The 16850-nt window shown below is 38.6% G+C and carries 14 protein-coding genes and 1 riboswitch; of the genes, 5 read left to right on the forward strand and 9 right to left on the reverse strand.

From position 1 onward, the window contains the following. Window positions 1–101: 101 nt before the first annotated feature. Window positions 102–1658, forward strand: coding sequence for an ABC-F family ATP-binding cassette domain-containing protein (locus tag ABVF21_RS15470; RefSeq protein WP_303533822.1), 1557 nt, complete (start codon window positions 102–104; stop codon window positions 1656–1658). Between the two features lie 17 nt (window positions 1659–1675). Here ABVF21_RS15470 and ABVF21_RS15475 read toward each other — a convergent pair whose 3' ends face one another. The 3 genes from ABVF21_RS15475 to ABVF21_RS15485 all read right to left on the reverse strand — a co-directional run bounded on the left by ABVF21_RS15475 (window position 1676) and on the right by ABVF21_RS15485 (window position 6617). Continuing rightward, a complete protein-coding gene (locus ABVF21_RS15475) occupies window positions 1676–4564 on the reverse strand; it encodes an ATP-binding protein (protein ID WP_303533819.1) in 2889 nt (962 codons plus the stop codon). Further along, entirely contained in the window at window positions 4557–4922 is a 366-nt protein-coding gene (locus ABVF21_RS15480; RefSeq protein ID WP_303533817.1) for a response regulator transcription factor, read from the reverse strand. The genes ABVF21_RS15475 and ABVF21_RS15480 overlap by 8 nt, the downstream gene beginning before the upstream one ends. A 102-nt stretch (window positions 4923–5024) precedes the next feature. After that, window positions 5025–6617, reverse strand: a complete 1593-nt coding sequence (locus ABVF21_RS15485; protein ID WP_371018539.1) for a diguanylate cyclase — start codon at window positions 6615–6617, stop codon at window positions 5025–5027. A 271-nt stretch (window positions 6618–6888) separates the two neighbouring features. On the opposite strand from ABVF21_RS15485, the gene ABVF21_RS15490 reads away from it, so the two are divergent. The 3 genes from ABVF21_RS15490 (at window position 6889) to ABVF21_RS15500 (ending at window position 9915) form a co-directional block, all read left to right on the forward strand. Continuing rightward, on the forward strand, window positions 6889–7320 hold the full coding sequence (locus tag ABVF21_RS15490; protein WP_194222347.1) for a MarR family winged helix-turn-helix transcriptional regulator: 432 nt from the start codon (window positions 6889–6891) through the stop codon (window positions 7318–7320). Continuing rightward, the gene (locus ABVF21_RS15495; protein WP_283153107.1) at window positions 7313–8503 is read left to right on the forward strand and encodes an MFS transporter; all 1191 of its coding nucleotides are present in this window, start codon (window positions 7313–7315) and stop codon (window positions 8501–8503) included. Before ABVF21_RS15490 ends, ABVF21_RS15495 begins: the two co-directional genes overlap by 8 nt. Before the next feature lie 98 nt (window positions 8504–8601). After that, window positions 8602–9915: an alanine/glycine:cation symporter family protein gene (locus ABVF21_RS15500; protein ID WP_371018574.1), complete on the forward strand. Its 1314-nt coding sequence runs from the start codon at window positions 8602–8604 to the stop codon at window positions 9913–9915. A 29-nt stretch (window positions 9916–9944) separates the two neighbouring features. Here ABVF21_RS15500 and ABVF21_RS15505 read toward each other — a convergent pair whose 3' ends face one another. Next, a complete protein-coding gene (locus ABVF21_RS15505) occupies window positions 9945–10604 on the reverse strand; it encodes a histidine phosphatase family protein (RefSeq protein ID WP_371018540.1) in 660 nt (219 codons plus the stop codon). A 134-nt stretch (window positions 10605–10738) separates the two neighbouring features. Then, window positions 10739–12067, reverse strand: a complete 1329-nt coding sequence (locus ABVF21_RS15510; protein WP_303533803.1) for a CoA-disulfide reductase — start codon at window positions 12065–12067, stop codon at window positions 10739–10741. A gap of 239 nt (window positions 12068–12306) precedes the next feature. Here ABVF21_RS15510 and ABVF21_RS15515 point away from each other — a divergent pair, with 239 nt between their 5' ends. After that, the gene (locus ABVF21_RS15515; protein ID WP_303533800.1) at window positions 12307–13302 is read left to right on the forward strand and encodes an LLM class flavin-dependent oxidoreductase; all 996 of its coding nucleotides are present in this window, start codon (window positions 12307–12309) and stop codon (window positions 13300–13302) included. Window positions 13303–13378: 76 nt separating this feature from the next. Here ABVF21_RS15515 and ABVF21_RS15520 read toward each other — a convergent pair whose 3' ends face one another. From ABVF21_RS15520 to ABVF21_RS15535, 4 genes are all read right to left on the reverse strand, one after another. Next, window positions 13379–14458: an AI-2E family transporter gene (locus ABVF21_RS15520; RefSeq protein ID WP_303533799.1), complete on the reverse strand. Its 1080-nt coding sequence runs from the start codon at window positions 14456–14458 to the stop codon at window positions 13379–13381. A 284-nt stretch (window positions 14459–14742) separates the two neighbouring features. After that, the gene (locus tag ABVF21_RS15525) at window positions 14743–15237 is read right to left on the reverse strand and encodes an acyl-CoA thioesterase (protein ID WP_371018541.1); all 495 of its coding nucleotides are present in this window, start codon (window positions 15235–15237) and stop codon (window positions 14743–14745) included. A gap of 114 nt (window positions 15238–15351) precedes the next feature. Next, a riboswitch (cobalamin riboswitch) is annotated at window positions 15352–15535 on the reverse strand. 173 nt (window positions 15536–15708) lie between these two features. Then, on the reverse strand, window positions 15709–16374 hold the full coding sequence (locus tag ABVF21_RS15530; protein WP_371018542.1) for a DsbA family protein: 666 nt from the start codon (window positions 16372–16374) through the stop codon (window positions 15709–15711). 21 nt (window positions 16375–16395) lie between these two features. Continuing rightward, window positions 16396–16815 (reverse strand): DoxX family protein, encoded by a 420-nt coding sequence (locus tag ABVF21_RS15535; protein WP_303533794.1) that lies wholly within the window; start codon window positions 16813–16815, stop codon window positions 16396–16398. Window positions 16816–16850 lie beyond the last annotated feature (35 nt).

Below are 16850 nucleotides of genomic sequence, written 5' to 3' on the forward strand. Positions count from 1 at the left end.
GAAAATTCCCATCGTTTTCTCATCTTCCTTACTTTCATCCCAGCCCATAGTCCGATATAATCAATGAGGATTGTTAAACCATAAATAAAGGGTGTTTTCCTATGAGTATATTAACCGTGAAAAACCTAACACACGGATTCGGTGACCGTGCTATTTTTGATGATGTATCATTTCGTCTTCTAAAAGGCGAACATATTGGACTTGTTGGGGCTAACGGCGAAGGTAAGTCGACATTTATGAATATTATTACTGGAAAGTTAGAACCAGATGAAGGAACAGTTGAATGGTCGAAAAATGTAAGAGTCGGCTATCTCGATCAGCACACTGTTCTTGAACGAGGCATGACGATTCGTGACGCCCTTAAAGGCGCTTTTCAGTATTTGTTTGATTACGAAGCAGAAATGAACGAGCTATTTGCGAAAATGGGGGAAGCTTCTCCAGAAGAGCTAGAAAAATTGTTAGAAGAAACAGGAACAATGCAAGATATGCTCGCTAACAATGATTTCTACGTAATTGATGCAAAGGTAGAAGAAATTGCACGTGGGCTTGGACTAGATGAAATCGGACTTGAAAAAGATGTACAAGATTTAAGTGGTGGTCAAAGAACAAAGGTCCTTCTTGCTAAACTTCTTCTCGAGAAGCCTGATATTCTCCTTCTCGATGAACCGACAAACTTTCTTGATGAGCAGCACATTGTATGGCTCAGGCGTTACTTACAAGAATATGAGAACGCGTTTATACTCATTTCTCACGATATTCCTTTCTTAAATAGCGTAATCAACTTGATTTATCACATGGAAAATCAAGAGCTAACAAGATACGTAGGTGACTATGATAACTTCTTATCTGTATACGAAGTGAAAAAACAACAGGTTGAAGCAGCGTTTAAAAAGCAGCAGCAGGAGATCTCTCAATTGAAGGATTTTGTTGCGAGAAACAAAGCAAGAGTTGCAACGCGTAACATGGCGATGTCGAGACAAAAGAAGCTTGATAAGATGGATGTAATTGAGATCGCCAAAGAAAAGCCAAAACCAGAGTTTCATTTTAAGCAAGCTCGGGCTTCTGGCAAGCTCATCTTTGAAACAAAAGATCTTGTTATTGGTTACGATGAACCACTATCCCGTCCATTAAATCTTTCAATGGAAAGAGGGCAAAAAATATCCCTTATGGGTGCAAATGGGATTGGTAAAACGACACTTCTTCGCAGTATACTTGGCGAAATTAAGCCGATTGAAGGTTCAGTTGAGCTTGGTGATTACCTTTATACTGGTTATTTTGAACAAGAAATTAAGACAAGAACATCTAACACTTGTATTGAAGAGATGTGGAGAGAGTTTCCCCACTACAGCCAGGCTCAAATTCGAGCTGCCTTATCCAAGTGCGGCCTAACAACGAAGCATATTGAGAGCAGGGTCGACGTTCTTAGCGGCGGCGAGAAAGCGAAACTTAGACTTTGTAAATTGATGAACACAGAATCCAACTTGCTCGTATTTGATGAGCCAACAAACCACCTTGATGTAGAAGCGAAAGCTGAATTGAAACGTGCTTTAAACGAATACAAGGGTAGCATCATTCTGATCTCCCATGAACCTGAATTCTATCAAGACATTGCAACAGATGTATGGAACTGTGAAGATTGGACAACGAAATTAATTTAGAAAAAAGGCTTATCCGATTATTCGGATAAGCCTTTTTTTATATCTTCAATCGAATAATCCGGAACTAGTATCTTACCGTTATTATTCTTGTTAACGATAGATTTAATCAATGATTTTGTAAGATTTTGAGGGGGATAAGGCTTAATAAGGTAGTCATTTGCACCTAGCTCAAAACCTCGCTGCTTCTCCTCACTTACTGTAGATACAAAGATTGGAATATCCTTCGTACGCTCTGATTGCTTCACGGCTTTCAAAACATCCCATCCGCTCATTCGCCCATCTAACATAATATCTAGCACAATTCCTTTTGGAGTCATTGTCTCAAGCATTTTGATCGCTGCTTCACCACTGCGGCAATGATGGGCCGCAAATCCACTTTCAGTAATTTCCTCCATCAATAAAAGGGCAAGGCTATCATCGTCCTCTACAATCAATACACCTGAATCCTCCAATTCCCCTGATTTCGGTTCTATTGGCAACCTTTCTCTTATCAGAGGAAAAACAAGTGTGAATGTACTTCCTTTCCCAAGCTCAGAAGTAACTTCCACATCACCATCATGCGCTAACAAAATCTCTTTCGATATAGCAAGCCCGAGCCCAGTTCCACCAATTTGACGTCGATCTGAATTATCAACGCGATAAAACTTCGTAAAGAGTTTAGCTAGAGCATCTTGTGGAATTCCAAGACCCTCATCTTTAATATCCACATAAAGCTGACCTTCTCCTACTCTGAATCGCGTTAGTATCGCCCCACCTTCTGGAGAATACTTTACCGCATTGCTAATGAAATTATTGATGACCTGTTTGATCTTATCTGCATCTCCAATAATCTCATGTTCATCTGTTGTGTCTTCAATCATAAAAGAATGAAGATGAGAATGAACGCGATAGTTATCGAGCACTTCTTCAATAATTTCTTTCAAATTCACTCTTGCTTTGTCATAATTTTGCTTTCCAGCTTCCATCCGCTGTATATCAAGAAAGTCATTAATAAGCGAGGTTAATCGCTTCGCTTCTTTATAAATCGTGCTTAAATATTTCTTTTGCTTCTCAGGTTTTAGCTCTTTTGAGAGCATAAGCTCTGTAAAGCCAAGAACACTTGAAAGCGGCGTTCTAAGTTCATGACTAACTGTACTAACGAATTCATTTTTCATTTCATCTACCTCATGTTCACGAGTAATATCGCGATGAACAAAAATCGATCCAATGAACTTATCACCATTATATAAATGCTCATAATACATTTGAATAAAGAGCGCTGGTTCTGTATTTGTTTGATAAATTAATTCACTTTGCTTAGGTTTAACACCCGCAATGACGTCATGCACGTACGACTTTACTGCATCGCGATCATCTAAATCAACTTGCAGAAGAAACTTCGAACTCCACTCAGCAAATGTTTTTTCGTTTACGCCATCAGGGAAACAGGCATCCAACATCGTACACATTTGATCATTAACAGCACGCGTCGTTCCTTCCCTGTCTACGAGTTGAATTCCCTCTCGAATCGTATTCAATATTTCTCTATTCACCTGTCGTTCATTCTCTGTTGTTTCATATAATAGGATTTTATCTAAAGCAAGAGAAATTTGACGTGATAAACCATTGATTTCCGATACTTCTTCTGGCTTGTATTCTACCCCAGTTCTAGTAATGCACAATAAAGCTACTACTTCATTACTTGAAACCACAGGGATATACAGATCATTTGAGAGAACTTCATCACCATGATATCCTGCTTCTCCAACTGAGGCTGGTCTTTGTACAATGTGATACCGCTTTTGTTGAACTGCTTTTATTCCAGGGCCATCCGTAAGATGATCAATCCACTGATGTACCTTCTCCTGGCTAATGCCTAACGACGCATAATCTTTTCCTTGATTCAGCATCACAATAATCCCTTTATCTGAACTTAAGATATGAATCATGTTCGTAATAATACTTTGTAATAACTCATTCTTATTTAGCGTTGAAGCAAGTGAACGGTTTAATTCATTACGATGTTCTAACACTTGCTTCTGAACGTTCATTACTTTTACATTTTCTTCAAGGGTATTTTTACTACTTTGAAGTTCTTCGCTTTGCTCCAACAACGTTTCATTTGATGCAATAAGTGCTTTTTCGTTTTGTTGAATATTTGTGATCATTAAATTAAATGATCTAGCAAGCTCTCCAAGCTCATCTGACCTTCTGACATGCGGTACCGCTACATTTTCACCGGAAGACATTTGACTGGATGCCAAAGCGAGCTCTTGCAGCGGTTTCCCAATACGACGAGCCATTATCCCAGCAAGAATGGTAGCTATTAAGAGAAGGAATACTACAAAGAGAACAAATAGAATTTGTAAGTTCGCTAAACGATCAATTAAATTCTTCTCTGTTGCGGTTATTTCATTCTCAACGTCAGAAACTAAATTTCTCGTTTGATCTCTTAAATTGTAAACGAGATTGCTGCCACCTTGATTTTGAGATAAGATTTGTAATCCAGTCGTATTATCACTAGCTACCTGACCTTTCGCTTCTTCAAACAGGTTATAATAATTTATTAACTTATCTTGAAGATATGTGAGATATTCTTTCTCTTCGGGACTGTTCAATTTCGGCTCTAACTGATTGATTTTATCGACGATCGAATTCTTTTTGGCTTCGTAATTATTGAGAAACGGATCATCCAAACGAAATCCCAGATAGCCTCGTGCTTCAAAAAACATATCATTCAAACTATCTTCTAGTTCAACAGCGTACTGCTGCTTTTCTCTAAGGTTAACAACTTTTTCCTCATATTTTTTTTCAATCGACTGACTATAGAGCCCCAATCCTACGGCTACTATTAAAATCAATAACAAAAACCCGCTCATAAACCAGACAAATTGACGTGATAAACTACTTTTCCACCTTCTATTCACCAAGAATATCCTCTACGACGCTCGCAAGCTCAACAGGACTAAACGGTTTTGAAATAAAATAATTCGCCCCAGCTTCTCTTGCAATCTCTTCATCTTTCTTCTGAGCCTTTGCCGTTAGCATCATGATTTTGACATCCATGTTCCCTTCAGAGCGAACTTTTTTGATAACTTCAAGGCCAGTCATCTCAGGCATCATGTAATCAAGTAATACTAAATCATAGTCATTATCTTGAATAAAATTGTATGCTTCCGCCCCATCTTCAGCCTCATCGATGTCATACCCATCATCTTCAAGTGTATCAACGATTAACATTCTTAGAATCTCTTCATCTTCTGCTACTAATAGTTTTGGTCCCATATTTCTCCTCATTTCTATTTATTGGAGTTAGAAAGCTTCCTAAGTCATTTCTTCTTACTCCATATATCGACTGAATTCTAATATCATTTAGTATAGAGAAGATTATAATATCTTTTGAATTAGTTTATTTATCCTTGCTTCAAGTTCTTCAATTCTAAATGGTTTTGTAATATAGTCATCTGCACCAAGCTCTAGAGATTGAATAATGTCTTTTTCTGCTTTTCTCCCTGTTAACATCATAACAGCATAATCACTATGGTCATGCTCTTCTCGTAGTTTACTAAGTACTTCATTCCCATCCATACCAGGCATGATCCCATCTAGAAGAACGAGACACGGTGCGCCCGTTTTATGCCATGTATCTTCAAAGAAAGAATAGCCTTCTTCATAACTTCTCACTTCTATTTCATAGTTTCCATCAATGGGAATATTGCTAAGCTTAGAAGTTAGAAGATTTCTCATAATTTCATCGTCATCAACAATAGCAATACGAATAGATTTTAGTCTCTTCGACATCATTTTATCGCTTTGATAAATAACTACCTGGTTTCTTCCATTGGCTTTGGCTCGATAGAGAGCTTCATCCGCACAATTTAGTAACTGTTGATTTGAGGAAGAAGCATCTATATCGACTACCCCACCTGAAAACGTGACCGAAAAAGAATTATCATTTGTTCGAAACTCTTTCTTTCTGAAACCTGCGAGAAGCCTTTCAAGAAATTTCGCTGCTTGATTTGAGTTTGTATCGGGGAGGATCAAGACAAACTCTTCACCCCCATAGCGTATAAATGTGTCTGTATTTCGCTTTTCTGAAATGATAAATTGAGCAAGATTTTTTAATACTTGGTCTCCCATAAGATGACCATACTTATCATTCACTGCTTTAAAGTGATCAATATCAAAAATAATTAAGGAGGCGTTCTCACCATTCCGAACGAGATCATACCGCATATAATTAAGCTGGCTGTCGAGAAATTTACGATTATAGGCACCTGTTAGTTCATCAGTTAGTACAGAGTGAACGATTAATTTTCTTTTCTCGATTTTACGATTCACTCGTAATAAGTACTCATCTTTTTTTACATCTAAATCGAGAAAATCATCTGCTCCAAATTCATAGGCTTTCATCCGATTAGATTCTGACCTTTCTGTGTTCGTTAGAATAAGAGGGATGAATTGGAGCTCTGCTTTTTCTCTCACTTCTCTTCCAATACCGCTCTCATCTCTTTCAATTAATTGAAATTCTATGATAATGCAGTCAGGATACATGTCATATAAAGCTGCACGAGCCTTTGATAAATCCATAGCAGCAAAGACGATGTACCCCGTTCTTTCTAGCTCCTCTTTCATCTCAATTAAATAGAGGGGATTTGAATTAATGATCATAATCATTTTAGGTGTGTCGCCCTCCTCAAGACTAACATCCGGTGCTTCTTCACGAATATCAACCATGACATTATCTAGAAACCTGATTGTCTCCACGCTGCTATAAAAGCGCCCACTTTCGAATTCAAATTGATTGAGAAGCGTTTCTGCTTTTTCGGCAGCTTTTGTATACCCTACCGTTCCTGCAGTTCCTTTAAACGTATGTAGCAACTGATACAATTCCTTCTCTGTAACACTTTCATTTCTAGTTTTTATTTCCTCATATTTTTCTTCCATATTCGAAAGGAATTTTTTCTTATACTTTTCCAATGTATAGCCTCCCCCTTGAGATCAAGAGTGATTTTTGTCGAATTACTAAATACTTTCATCATAATTTAGTTTACGTTCTTCCACAAGAAACATCGTCCATATTTTCCATCTTTTTGTATGAATAGGAATTTCGGAATCCACCTTTCTCTGTTTTAGTCAAAGTTCAGATACACCTGCCTGTCCAGAACAATTTCCTTTACAACCTAAGCGCATATAGGTAAACTAGTGTTTATGCAATTATTTACCTAGGTAAATAAAAAGGGGAGTAAACATGATTTCAACAAGCGATATTTTCCATTCGTTACATCAACAAGTGCGACACATCACAAAAGAAGTAAACGAGCTATTGAAAGAGTATAACTTGTATAGTTCACAATGGACGATTCTCTATTGTCTTGATCAATTCGGTCCTATGAAACAGACAGATATCTGGAAATACTTAAATGTTGAAGCGCCAACTACCACTCGTACTCTTGTTCGAATGGAACAAAATAACTGGATTAATCGAATGGAAGGTTCCGATAAGCGTGAACGCATTGTTAGTCTTACTCATGAGGCAGAAGGGCTTTTGCCTACCATAAAAGATTCTATTAAAGAGATGGAAGAATCCCTCCTTCAACACCTATCAACTGAAGAGCAGATTCACTTTTATCATCTTTTAAACAAAATAGGGCAACAGAAAGGAGAGAAAACACATGTCTAATAAACAACCCATTTGGACAAAAAGCTTTTTAAATATCTCAACTAGTAATCTATTTATCTTCATTGTTTTCTATGCACTTCTAACCTTACTCCCTATATACGTTACAGAGGAACTTGGCGGAAGCGAATCTCAAGCAGGTCTTATTATTACGATTTTCTTACTATCTGCTATTATTGTTCGCCCTTTCTCTGGAAAATTAATTGATCGGTTTGGCAAAAAGAAAATGCTCGTAACGAGTGCTTCTCTATTTGCTGCGGCTTCTTTTATCTATCCATTAGTAGACAACTACTATGCTTTACTCTTACTACGATTCTTTCACGGTGTATGGTTTAGTATTGTTACCACGGCAGCCGGAGCAATTGCTGCAGACACAATTCCAAGAGAACGACGTGGAGAAGGTTTAGGTTATTTCGCAATGTCTATGAACCTTGCAGTTGTTACAGGTCCCTTCCTGGCCCTAACGCTTCTTCAATATGTTTCATATATAACAATTTTCCTTGTATTAAGTACCATAATGGTGATAGGGGTTCTTTGCACACTAGGCGTAAAAGCCATAGAAAATACCGAACCTATACCTAAGAAAAAATTGTCATTTGATGACCTTTTCGAAATAAAATCATTCCCAATTGCAATCGTTGGACTCTTTGTTGCTTTCTCTTATGCAAGCGTCATTTCATTTATCTCTCTATACGCGAAATCAATCGGTCTTCTTGAAGCTGCGGGATTCTTCTTCGCAGTATTCGCTGTAGCTATGCTTGTCTCACGACCATTCACTGGCAGGATGTTTGATTTGAGAGGACCTAATACTGTTATTCTTCCTGCATTTATTTTGTTTGCTCTTGGTCTCGTAACTCTTAGCTTTACAACACAAGCATGGATGTTACTTCTTGCAGGGGCATTTATCGGGTTAGGATACGGTTCGATTGTACCAAGCTTCCAAACACTTGCTATCCAAGCAGCTCCCGAATCAAGAAGCGCGCATGCAACGGCAACTTTTTTCACCTTTTTCGATACTGGAATCGCAACGGGGTCATTCGTACTCGGCATCATTGTGACTTCTCTCGGTTATGCTAATCTCTACATGATTCTAGGACTCTTTGTGATTGGTATTCTTTTCTTCTATCAATGGATTCAGAAACAAAAAAGCTCGAGAAAACAACTTCAATCACAAACTAATTACTAAGGAAATGTATACCATAGCGATTTAATGGGTTGAAGTATAGTGAAAAAGTAAGCTATTATGGGAGAATCTTATTTTTTCATGAGAGCGAGTTGACAACAGTGCAAGTAATAGAAGCAATTAACGCGGTTCTTTGGGGACCCATAATGATTTCCCTCCTCCTTGGAACTGGGTTGTTTTTCACGATACGTCTTGGATTTATCCAGTTTACTGGCTTAAAAGAAGGATTTCGACAAACATTTGGACCTCTGTTTTCAAAAAAGAAACAAAAAGGTATTTCGTCTTACCAGGCCCTCTCAACAGCCATTGCGGCTCAAGTAGGGACAGGGAATTTAGCCGGAGTAGCCACTGCTATTGCAGCAGGGGGACCAGGAGCTATTTTTTGGATGTGGATCTCTTCCTTTCTTGGTATGGCGACGATCTTTGCTGAAGCTGTTCTAGCTCAGAAATTTCGCGTAAAAGAAAATGGTGTCGTAAAAGGTGGACCCGCTTACTATATTCGCGACGGTCTAGGTAGTAAAAAATTAGCCGCCTTCTTTGCGATTGCGATCATTTGTGCGCTTGGTTTTGTTGGGAATATGGTGCAATCTAATTCAATAGCCGAGGCTTTTCAAACCGCATTTCAAATTCCACCGCTTGCGATCGGCATAGGTGTAGCGATTTTAATTAGTTTAATACTATTCGGTGGTATCAATCGAATTGCTCGATTTGCAGGCAATGTCGTTCCGATTATGGCGTTACTCTACATTATCGGAGCTCTTATCATTCTTGTCTTACATTTCGATCAAGTACTTCCAGCACTATCACTTATCGTTGAATCGGCATTCACTCCAGAATCAGCTGGAGGCGGGGTACTTGGCGCTTCCATCAAAGAAGCCATTCGTTATGGAGTTGCAAGAGGTTTATTTTCAAATGAAGCCGGTATGGGATCAACGCCACACGCTCATGCTGTAGCGGAAGTGAAACACCCTGCCCAACAAGGATTTGTAGCCATGGTAGGTGTTCTCATCGATACCGTGATTATTTGTACCGTTACAGCACTCGTGATTCTTGTAACGGACGGGGCAAGTTCTAACCTTACTGGAATTGAATTAACCCAGGCTAGTTTCACGAGTGGACTCGGTGGCTTTGGCGTTTACTTTATTGCATTTAGTCTTTTGTTCTTTAGTTTCACAACAATTTTAGGCTGGGCTTACTTTGGCGAAACAAATGTAAATTATTTATTTGGACAAAAAAGCGTCCCTTACTATCGTGGTGCTGTTCTTGTTTTCATCGTCCTAGGAACTGTTTTAAATGTGCCGTTCGTATGGCAGCTTGCCGATACATTTAATGCATTCATGGTGTTGCCCAACGTCATAGCCCTGATCGCTTTAAGTAGCGTCGTAAAAAAATCATATAAAGAGCTTTCTCAATAAAAAAAGCGATGCAGCTGCATCGCTTTTTTCTATCTATCTGCACTTAGATGAGAGTTGATATTCAGACTGCGGATCACGATTTCATCGCCAGCCACATCAAGGATATTTATTCCTGTATTATCTTGAAAGATGCGACGATAGTTGGCAAAAGGCATCCCAAGTACTCCTGCTAGAAAGAAACGAATCGTGTTGTTGTGCGCAACAACGAGCACCGTTTCACCGGAATGCTTTTCACTTATTTCCTTAAAAAAAGATGACGCTCTTTCATACATTTCACGAGCCGTTTCACCCGTTCGCCCCGCTCTTGTTTCCCATGGGTTAGCCATCCAATTATCCCATGAGTCAGGATCTTCTTTAATAAACTCCGCTTTCGATCGACCTTCCCACTCTCCAAAATCACCTTCATAGATCCGTTCATCTATTTGAATCGGCAAATCTCGTTCTCCTAAGATATGTTCAGCTGTATGACGTGCGCGTATTAATGGAGAAGCATAAGCTCGATCAAACGAAACCGAACTTAGAAAGTCGCCTGCATTCTTCGCTTGAGTGGCTCCCTCCGTAGAAAGTCCAATATCTGTTCGTCCACAATAAAGATCTCCTGCTGCATTCCATTCACTTTCACCATGTCGTACAAGATAAATACGCGTATGACTTTGTTTCGTTGCTTTATTTATACTCTTATTGGTCACTACTTGTTCACTCTCTCCTACACAAATTCTAACCTTCATTATGGCTATCGTATCGAGAGGATGCAAGTGGAAGAAAATGTTTCTATTTCTCATTACACACGAAATCCGCTAGCTATGTGCCAGCGGATAATTATCTATAAAGCGGCCTGTAGACCAGCCTGATTTAGAAAGTTCCACGGTTTATTAAAATGTGGTTGGAAAAAGAAATCGATGTATCCTAATTCATCTATAGTCATTTTGTTTTGAATACAAACAGATAGTGTATTGATTGATTGCGTTACGTCTGCTTTAGAGATGACTTGAGCACCAAGAATTCTCCGAGTATCCTCTTCATAAACCACCTTCAGTGTGATCACTTCATAATCTGGCATAAACTCTGGACGATTGTTTTCTTTTATTGTGATTGTTTTCACATTCTTCCCCGTACTAATAGCTGCCTTCTCAGTTAAACCAGTAGAAGCCATACTGTGATCAAAAAGGTGTAAACCAGATGTCCCCTGAGTGCCCATATATCTGATCGTTGGTTTCATAATGTTCTGTCCAACGAGGGTACCCATACGCACAGCATTTGTGGCTAAAGGAATATAAGCATTTTCACCAGTTGGATTGTATTGTATAGCACAGCTATCACCAGCAGCAAAAATATTTTGCTTACTCGTTCTCATATATTCATCTACAATAATGGCCCCGTTTGGCATCATCTCTACCTGCCCTTTAAGAAGATCTGTGTTCGGACGAAAGCCTACAGAAAGAATAACGAGATCTGCTTCATACTCTCCACTGGTTGTCACTACTTTAGAGACGTGTTCCTCACCTTCAAATCGAGTCACTGTTTCGTTAAGCGCAAGACGAATGCCACGAGTCTTGAAGTCCTCTTCAATTATATCTGTAAACTCTGGATCAAGATACTTACTTAAGATACGGTCTTCTCCATCAATTAAAGTTACTTCTTTTCCATATTTCTGAAAAGCCTCTACTAACTCAACTCCAATATAGCCTGCTCCAATAACGGTTACGCGCTTAGCTTCCTTTGCTCGTTCGATAATTGTATTAGCTTGAGTATAGTTTTTTGATAAAAGGATATTATTAAGTTGAATTCCTTCAATTGGCGGAATAATCGGCCATGATCCTGTTGCCATCACAAGCTTATCGTAATCATCCTCAAACACTTCTTTTGTATTCAAATTTTTAACACGAATACGATTGTTTATAGAATCAATATCTAATACTTCATGCTTCATTTTCATTGTGACACCCATCTCTTCTAACTTCTCAGGAGATGAATAGAATAAACCTTTTGGATCTTTTACAACTCCTCCAACATAAAGAGCAATTCCGCAAGATAAGAAAGAGACATTATCATTCCGCTCATAAACCGTAATATCTGCTTCAGGATAACGTGTTGCTATATTCGTAACTGCCGCCGTTCCGGCATGTGTACATCCAACAACTGCTACTTTCATCAATCATTCCTCCTTGTATAATTGTGAAGTATTTCACATAAAAGGATGCAATCATGTGAAATACTTCACAATTTCTATATTCTAATTATATGTCTGTTTTGTATTAAACGCAATAAGTTTGTTCAATATTTCACAATAAATCTTAAATAGAAAGTCATCTTACTATCACATGCCTTCCTATCGCGTTACGATAATGGTAGAAGGTTAATACTATTTATTAAAGCGGAAGGAGTCTAACCATGGTTACATTAAGCATTCTTGATCAAGCCCCTATACCTTCAGGGAGTAATGCCTATAAAACACTTGAGCATACGCGTGAACTCGCACGTACTGCAGAAGCTCTTGGTTACTACCGATACTGGTTTGCAGAACACCATAGTACAAAAGGACTTGCCAGCACTTCTCCAGAGATTATGATGTCTCACATCGCAGCCTCAACCTCTAATATCAAGGTAGGCTCTGGTGGTGTCCTACTTCCACAATATAGTCCATTCAAAGTGGCAGAGAATTTCCGACAACTAGAAGCTCTTCATCCAGGACGTGTAGACCTTGGAGTCGGCCGTTCACCCGGTGGTACAGCAAAAACACGATTAGCTTTAACAGATGGCATTAATAAAAGCTTGAATGAATTCCCACGTCAATTAGAAGAGCTCTCCCACTACTTGACTGACTCTATGCCGAGAGGACACGAGTTTGCCGGCATAAAAGCAGCTCCTCAAACCGACTCACCCCCTTCTCTTTGGCTATTAGGGATGGGTGAGAATAGTGCTAAAAAAGCAGCAGAATTGGGCATTGGCTATGTCTTTGGGCATTTTATTAAACCTGATCGAGGGAAGAACGCTCTCCAAACTTACTATCAACAGTTCCAACCTACTTATTATAGTCCTTCTCCCTCAGCTATTATTGCCTTATTTGTCGTATGTGGAGAAACTGACGAAGAGGCGGAAGAACTTGCTTTAAGTCAGGATCTCTGGCTTCTGCGAGTAGAAAAAGGTCTTGATAGTCGAGTGCCATCCATTGACGAAGCTAAACAGCACCGTTATACCGTAACGGAAGAAGAACGAGTAAAAAATAATCGAAAACGAATGATAATAGGATCTAGAGAAACAGTGAAGAAGAAAATCGACGCATTAGCCGAACACTATCAAACTGAAGAATTCATGGTCCTCACAAACATACATGATTATGATGAGCGAAGAAAATCATATGAGCGTCTTGCACATATTTATTTATAAGGCGATTACTCAACATGTTTTTAGGTGTTACTCAAATAAAAGCCCCTACTTCTCAATGAAATAGGGGCTTTTACCGTTATTCAGTTAATTCGGATCGATGCCGTATTCGATAAAATTCATAGAAATTCTTAACGATGACCTTAATGACGGAGTAAAGTGGAATAGCAATCAGCATCCCAATGAACCCATATAAAGCCGCCGCTACAATTAGTAGTAAAATGATGGTTAAAGGGTGTATGTTTAACCTTTTACCTAGGACAACAGGCGCTACCAAGTTTCCTTCTAACTGTTGAACAACTATCGTAATAATAATCACATACAATGCTAACATCGGCTCTTGTGTTAAAGCGACAACCAGAGCAGGTATAACACCAATAATCGGCCCAAAGAACGGGACAACTGCTGTGACCATCACAAATAGGCCTAATATTAATGCATAAGGTAGTCCAATGATTAAATAACCAACATACATTAGGACACCGTCCACGATTGCTACAATAATTTGGCCGATAATATAGGCCGATAAAGTTTCATCAACTTTATGAAGGATCTTTTCTCCTTCACCCTGATGTTTATTTGGAATAAATCTCAGGAGAAATGGGCTTAATTTATGATCATCTTTAAGAAAATAGAATAAGACAAAAGGTACGATTACAAGGACTGTCGTAGCACTCGTTAACGCACTCACAACCTGCATAATATGATCACCGAGGCTTTGCGTTAAATTCCCTAAATAACTCGTTGCTTTTTGTTGAAGGTTTTCTACAGAAAGCATCCCCATATCATTTTTCTCCATCATTTTCTCAGCTTCTTTTGCTGATTCTTTCAGCTTCTCAGGCAACTCCTTCGAAAACTCTGACACTTGACTCTGAATTGGATTTGCTAGAAAAGTGAATCCAGTATAGAGGATACCCGCAATCCCTATAAACACAATTAAAATCGCGACAATATCTGATACAAAAGGAATCTTTTTTAATAACTTAACAATAGGCTTGATCGCATAATACAAAAAACCAGCAATTAATACTGGATAAAACAATGTACCTATAATTGTTTTCACCGGTTTCAATAAATCTAATTCTGTCAAAAAGAAAAAACAAATTAATAATAGAATAATACCGGTTATATACTTGAAGAAATCATGTCTAATCCACATTGGCCGTCTCCTTTGTTTTTATTCATTTCACTCTCATCCCTATACCACTCAACACTCTTTTACTAACTTGATTTCCACAAAAAGTTTACTATTCTAAGGGATCTAAAAAGTAGCCTCTCTCGTAAATATTGTTTCTATAAAAGTGAGGGGTGATTCCCTCTCCAATCAGCTAAATGGGGTTTTAAATATAAAACAACCATCTTTTAGAGAGGAGCCAAAGTAAAACGATAAAATGTCTCACAGCTAACAAAAGAGAGCCGGAATATTCCGGCCCTCTTTTCGGATTATAACAACGCTAGGATTTCCCCTAGATTCTTGCTTGTTTTTTTACGATCCAATCTTGTTTGAGCACGTTTTTGGGCTAGCTCGTTAAGTTGCCTCTCCCCTTCAGTTTCCGGCTGAATTCCAGGTACTTTCATTGGTCTTCCTTCTAGCAAGGCAACAAACGAAATAAAGCACGTCGCTGCTATTCGATTGGCACCCGTTAAAAGATGTTCGGCGTTTACTTTCACAAAAACTTCCATTGAGCTTTTACCTGTCCATATGACAAATGCTTCATAATGAATCGAATCTTCTTCCGTTATAGGATGTAAAAACTCAACCGTATCCATTGACACCGTCACGCACTCTAGACGAGAATGCCTTGTCGCCGCGATTGATGCTAGCATATCCATATCGGCAAGGAGTTTACCCCCAAATAATGTCCCATGGCTGTTAAGGTCAGGCGGAAAAATACGGCTGCTCTTATACACTCTTGATTCGCTTACATTCTTTTTCATATCATCTCTCCTTTTCTAAACAATAAAAAATGCATACTCTTTTCATAAGAGCATGCATAACAAATAGACTTTTCCCAGTCTTCTCCGTTACACCCCCCTATCGTCCGTAGGTCAATCAGTGCTTTAGAAAAGGCAGGTCTCCTGGCTTGAAGCTTTGTTGAACGAATGCCCCTTCCCTATCATTGATAAGTGGGGTAACGCACCGTCCTTACTTCTTACAGTGGCGGGACCGCATTGGATTTTCACCAATTTCCCTATTAAGTACTGGAATCAGTACACCTTTTCCATTTTATTCAATTGTACTTCTCTATTCTTCATGCCGGGGATCTAAAAGTCAATACCATTCGTTAATCAAACGTTTGTTTAACTATTTATACCTTAAACAAACGTTTATTTAATGATTTTTCCGCCGGCAGAGGAACCAATTAATTAGAATGCAACAAAAAAAAGACGCCTTCACAGCGCCTTTATTTATTCGTCGGTTGAATCCTCAACCATTTGTTTTAATTCAGATAAACTAGTTCCGTCAAAACGCTTACCATCTACAAATAAGGTAGGCGTTTCTGAAACATTCTTTTTATTTGCATAAGCAAGGTCAGCTTCTACTCGTTTCTCACCTGCACCACTCTTATAGGCTTTAACAACTCTGTCCGTTTCTTCTTCACTAACTAGACCACTAAGGGTTTTCGTTAAGAAAGATTCAGTTAAAACATCTTTCGTCTCAGATCCTTTTTTATGTTTGTCATACAGAACATGATGAAATTGCCAAAATACATCATTACCTAATTCTTTATAAACAACCTCAGCAAATTCAGCAGCCCTTGTGGAATCTTTATGGAGGAATGGATAATTAACAAAGTAGAATTTTACTTTCTCAGTCGCAATTAATTCCTCTTGGATTTTTGGAAACAAAGATTCATTAAAGGATTGACATGAAGAGCATTTATAATCACCAAATTGCACAATTTCAACTGGCGCTGTTTCCTCACCCAAGTGCGGTTGAGACTCTAATTTAAATCCTTTTGTATTTGCAAATGGATGAAACAGAAAGTTAATAAACAAAAATAGAATAACGAGTCCCGCAAATAATAATAACCATTTGGCACCCGGTTTTAACTTCTTTTTTGGTTTAGCCATTCAGTCACTTCCTCTTTAATCCTATGTTTCTTTCTCCTGATCGATCTTAAACGACCAACCTTTTCTCTTAAGGTATGTTGAAAGACTATATGGTCCGCCGCCTCCTAGAAACAAAGACACTGACATAGCTAGAAAAGCAATGTCTAGTTCATAACCGCCCAGCATTCCAGTTGATCGCTTTACAAAGAGAAGAGCTCCTAATAAAATCATAGAAAACAGTACGCTGACAATTCGCGTTCCTAAGCCGAGAATCATCAAAACTCCTCCAGTTAACTCTACTACAGCCACAACATAAGCAAGAAAACCAGAAATACCGATCGTCTCAAAAAAAGCTACTGTATTCGTGATCCCTTCAGAAAACTTTAAAAAACCATGAGCAAAAAAAAGCATACCTACGACCAATCGAATTGTTAACAACCCGAGATGGGGATAGGTTTTCATTATTGATCCTCCCCAGATACTAACATTATTTGACA

This window comes from Pseudalkalibacillus sp. JSM 102089 (genome assembly GCF_041366475.1).
Taxonomy (GTDB): domain Bacteria; phylum Bacillota; class Bacilli; order Bacillales; family Guptibacillaceae; genus Guptibacillus; species Guptibacillus hwajinpoensis_B.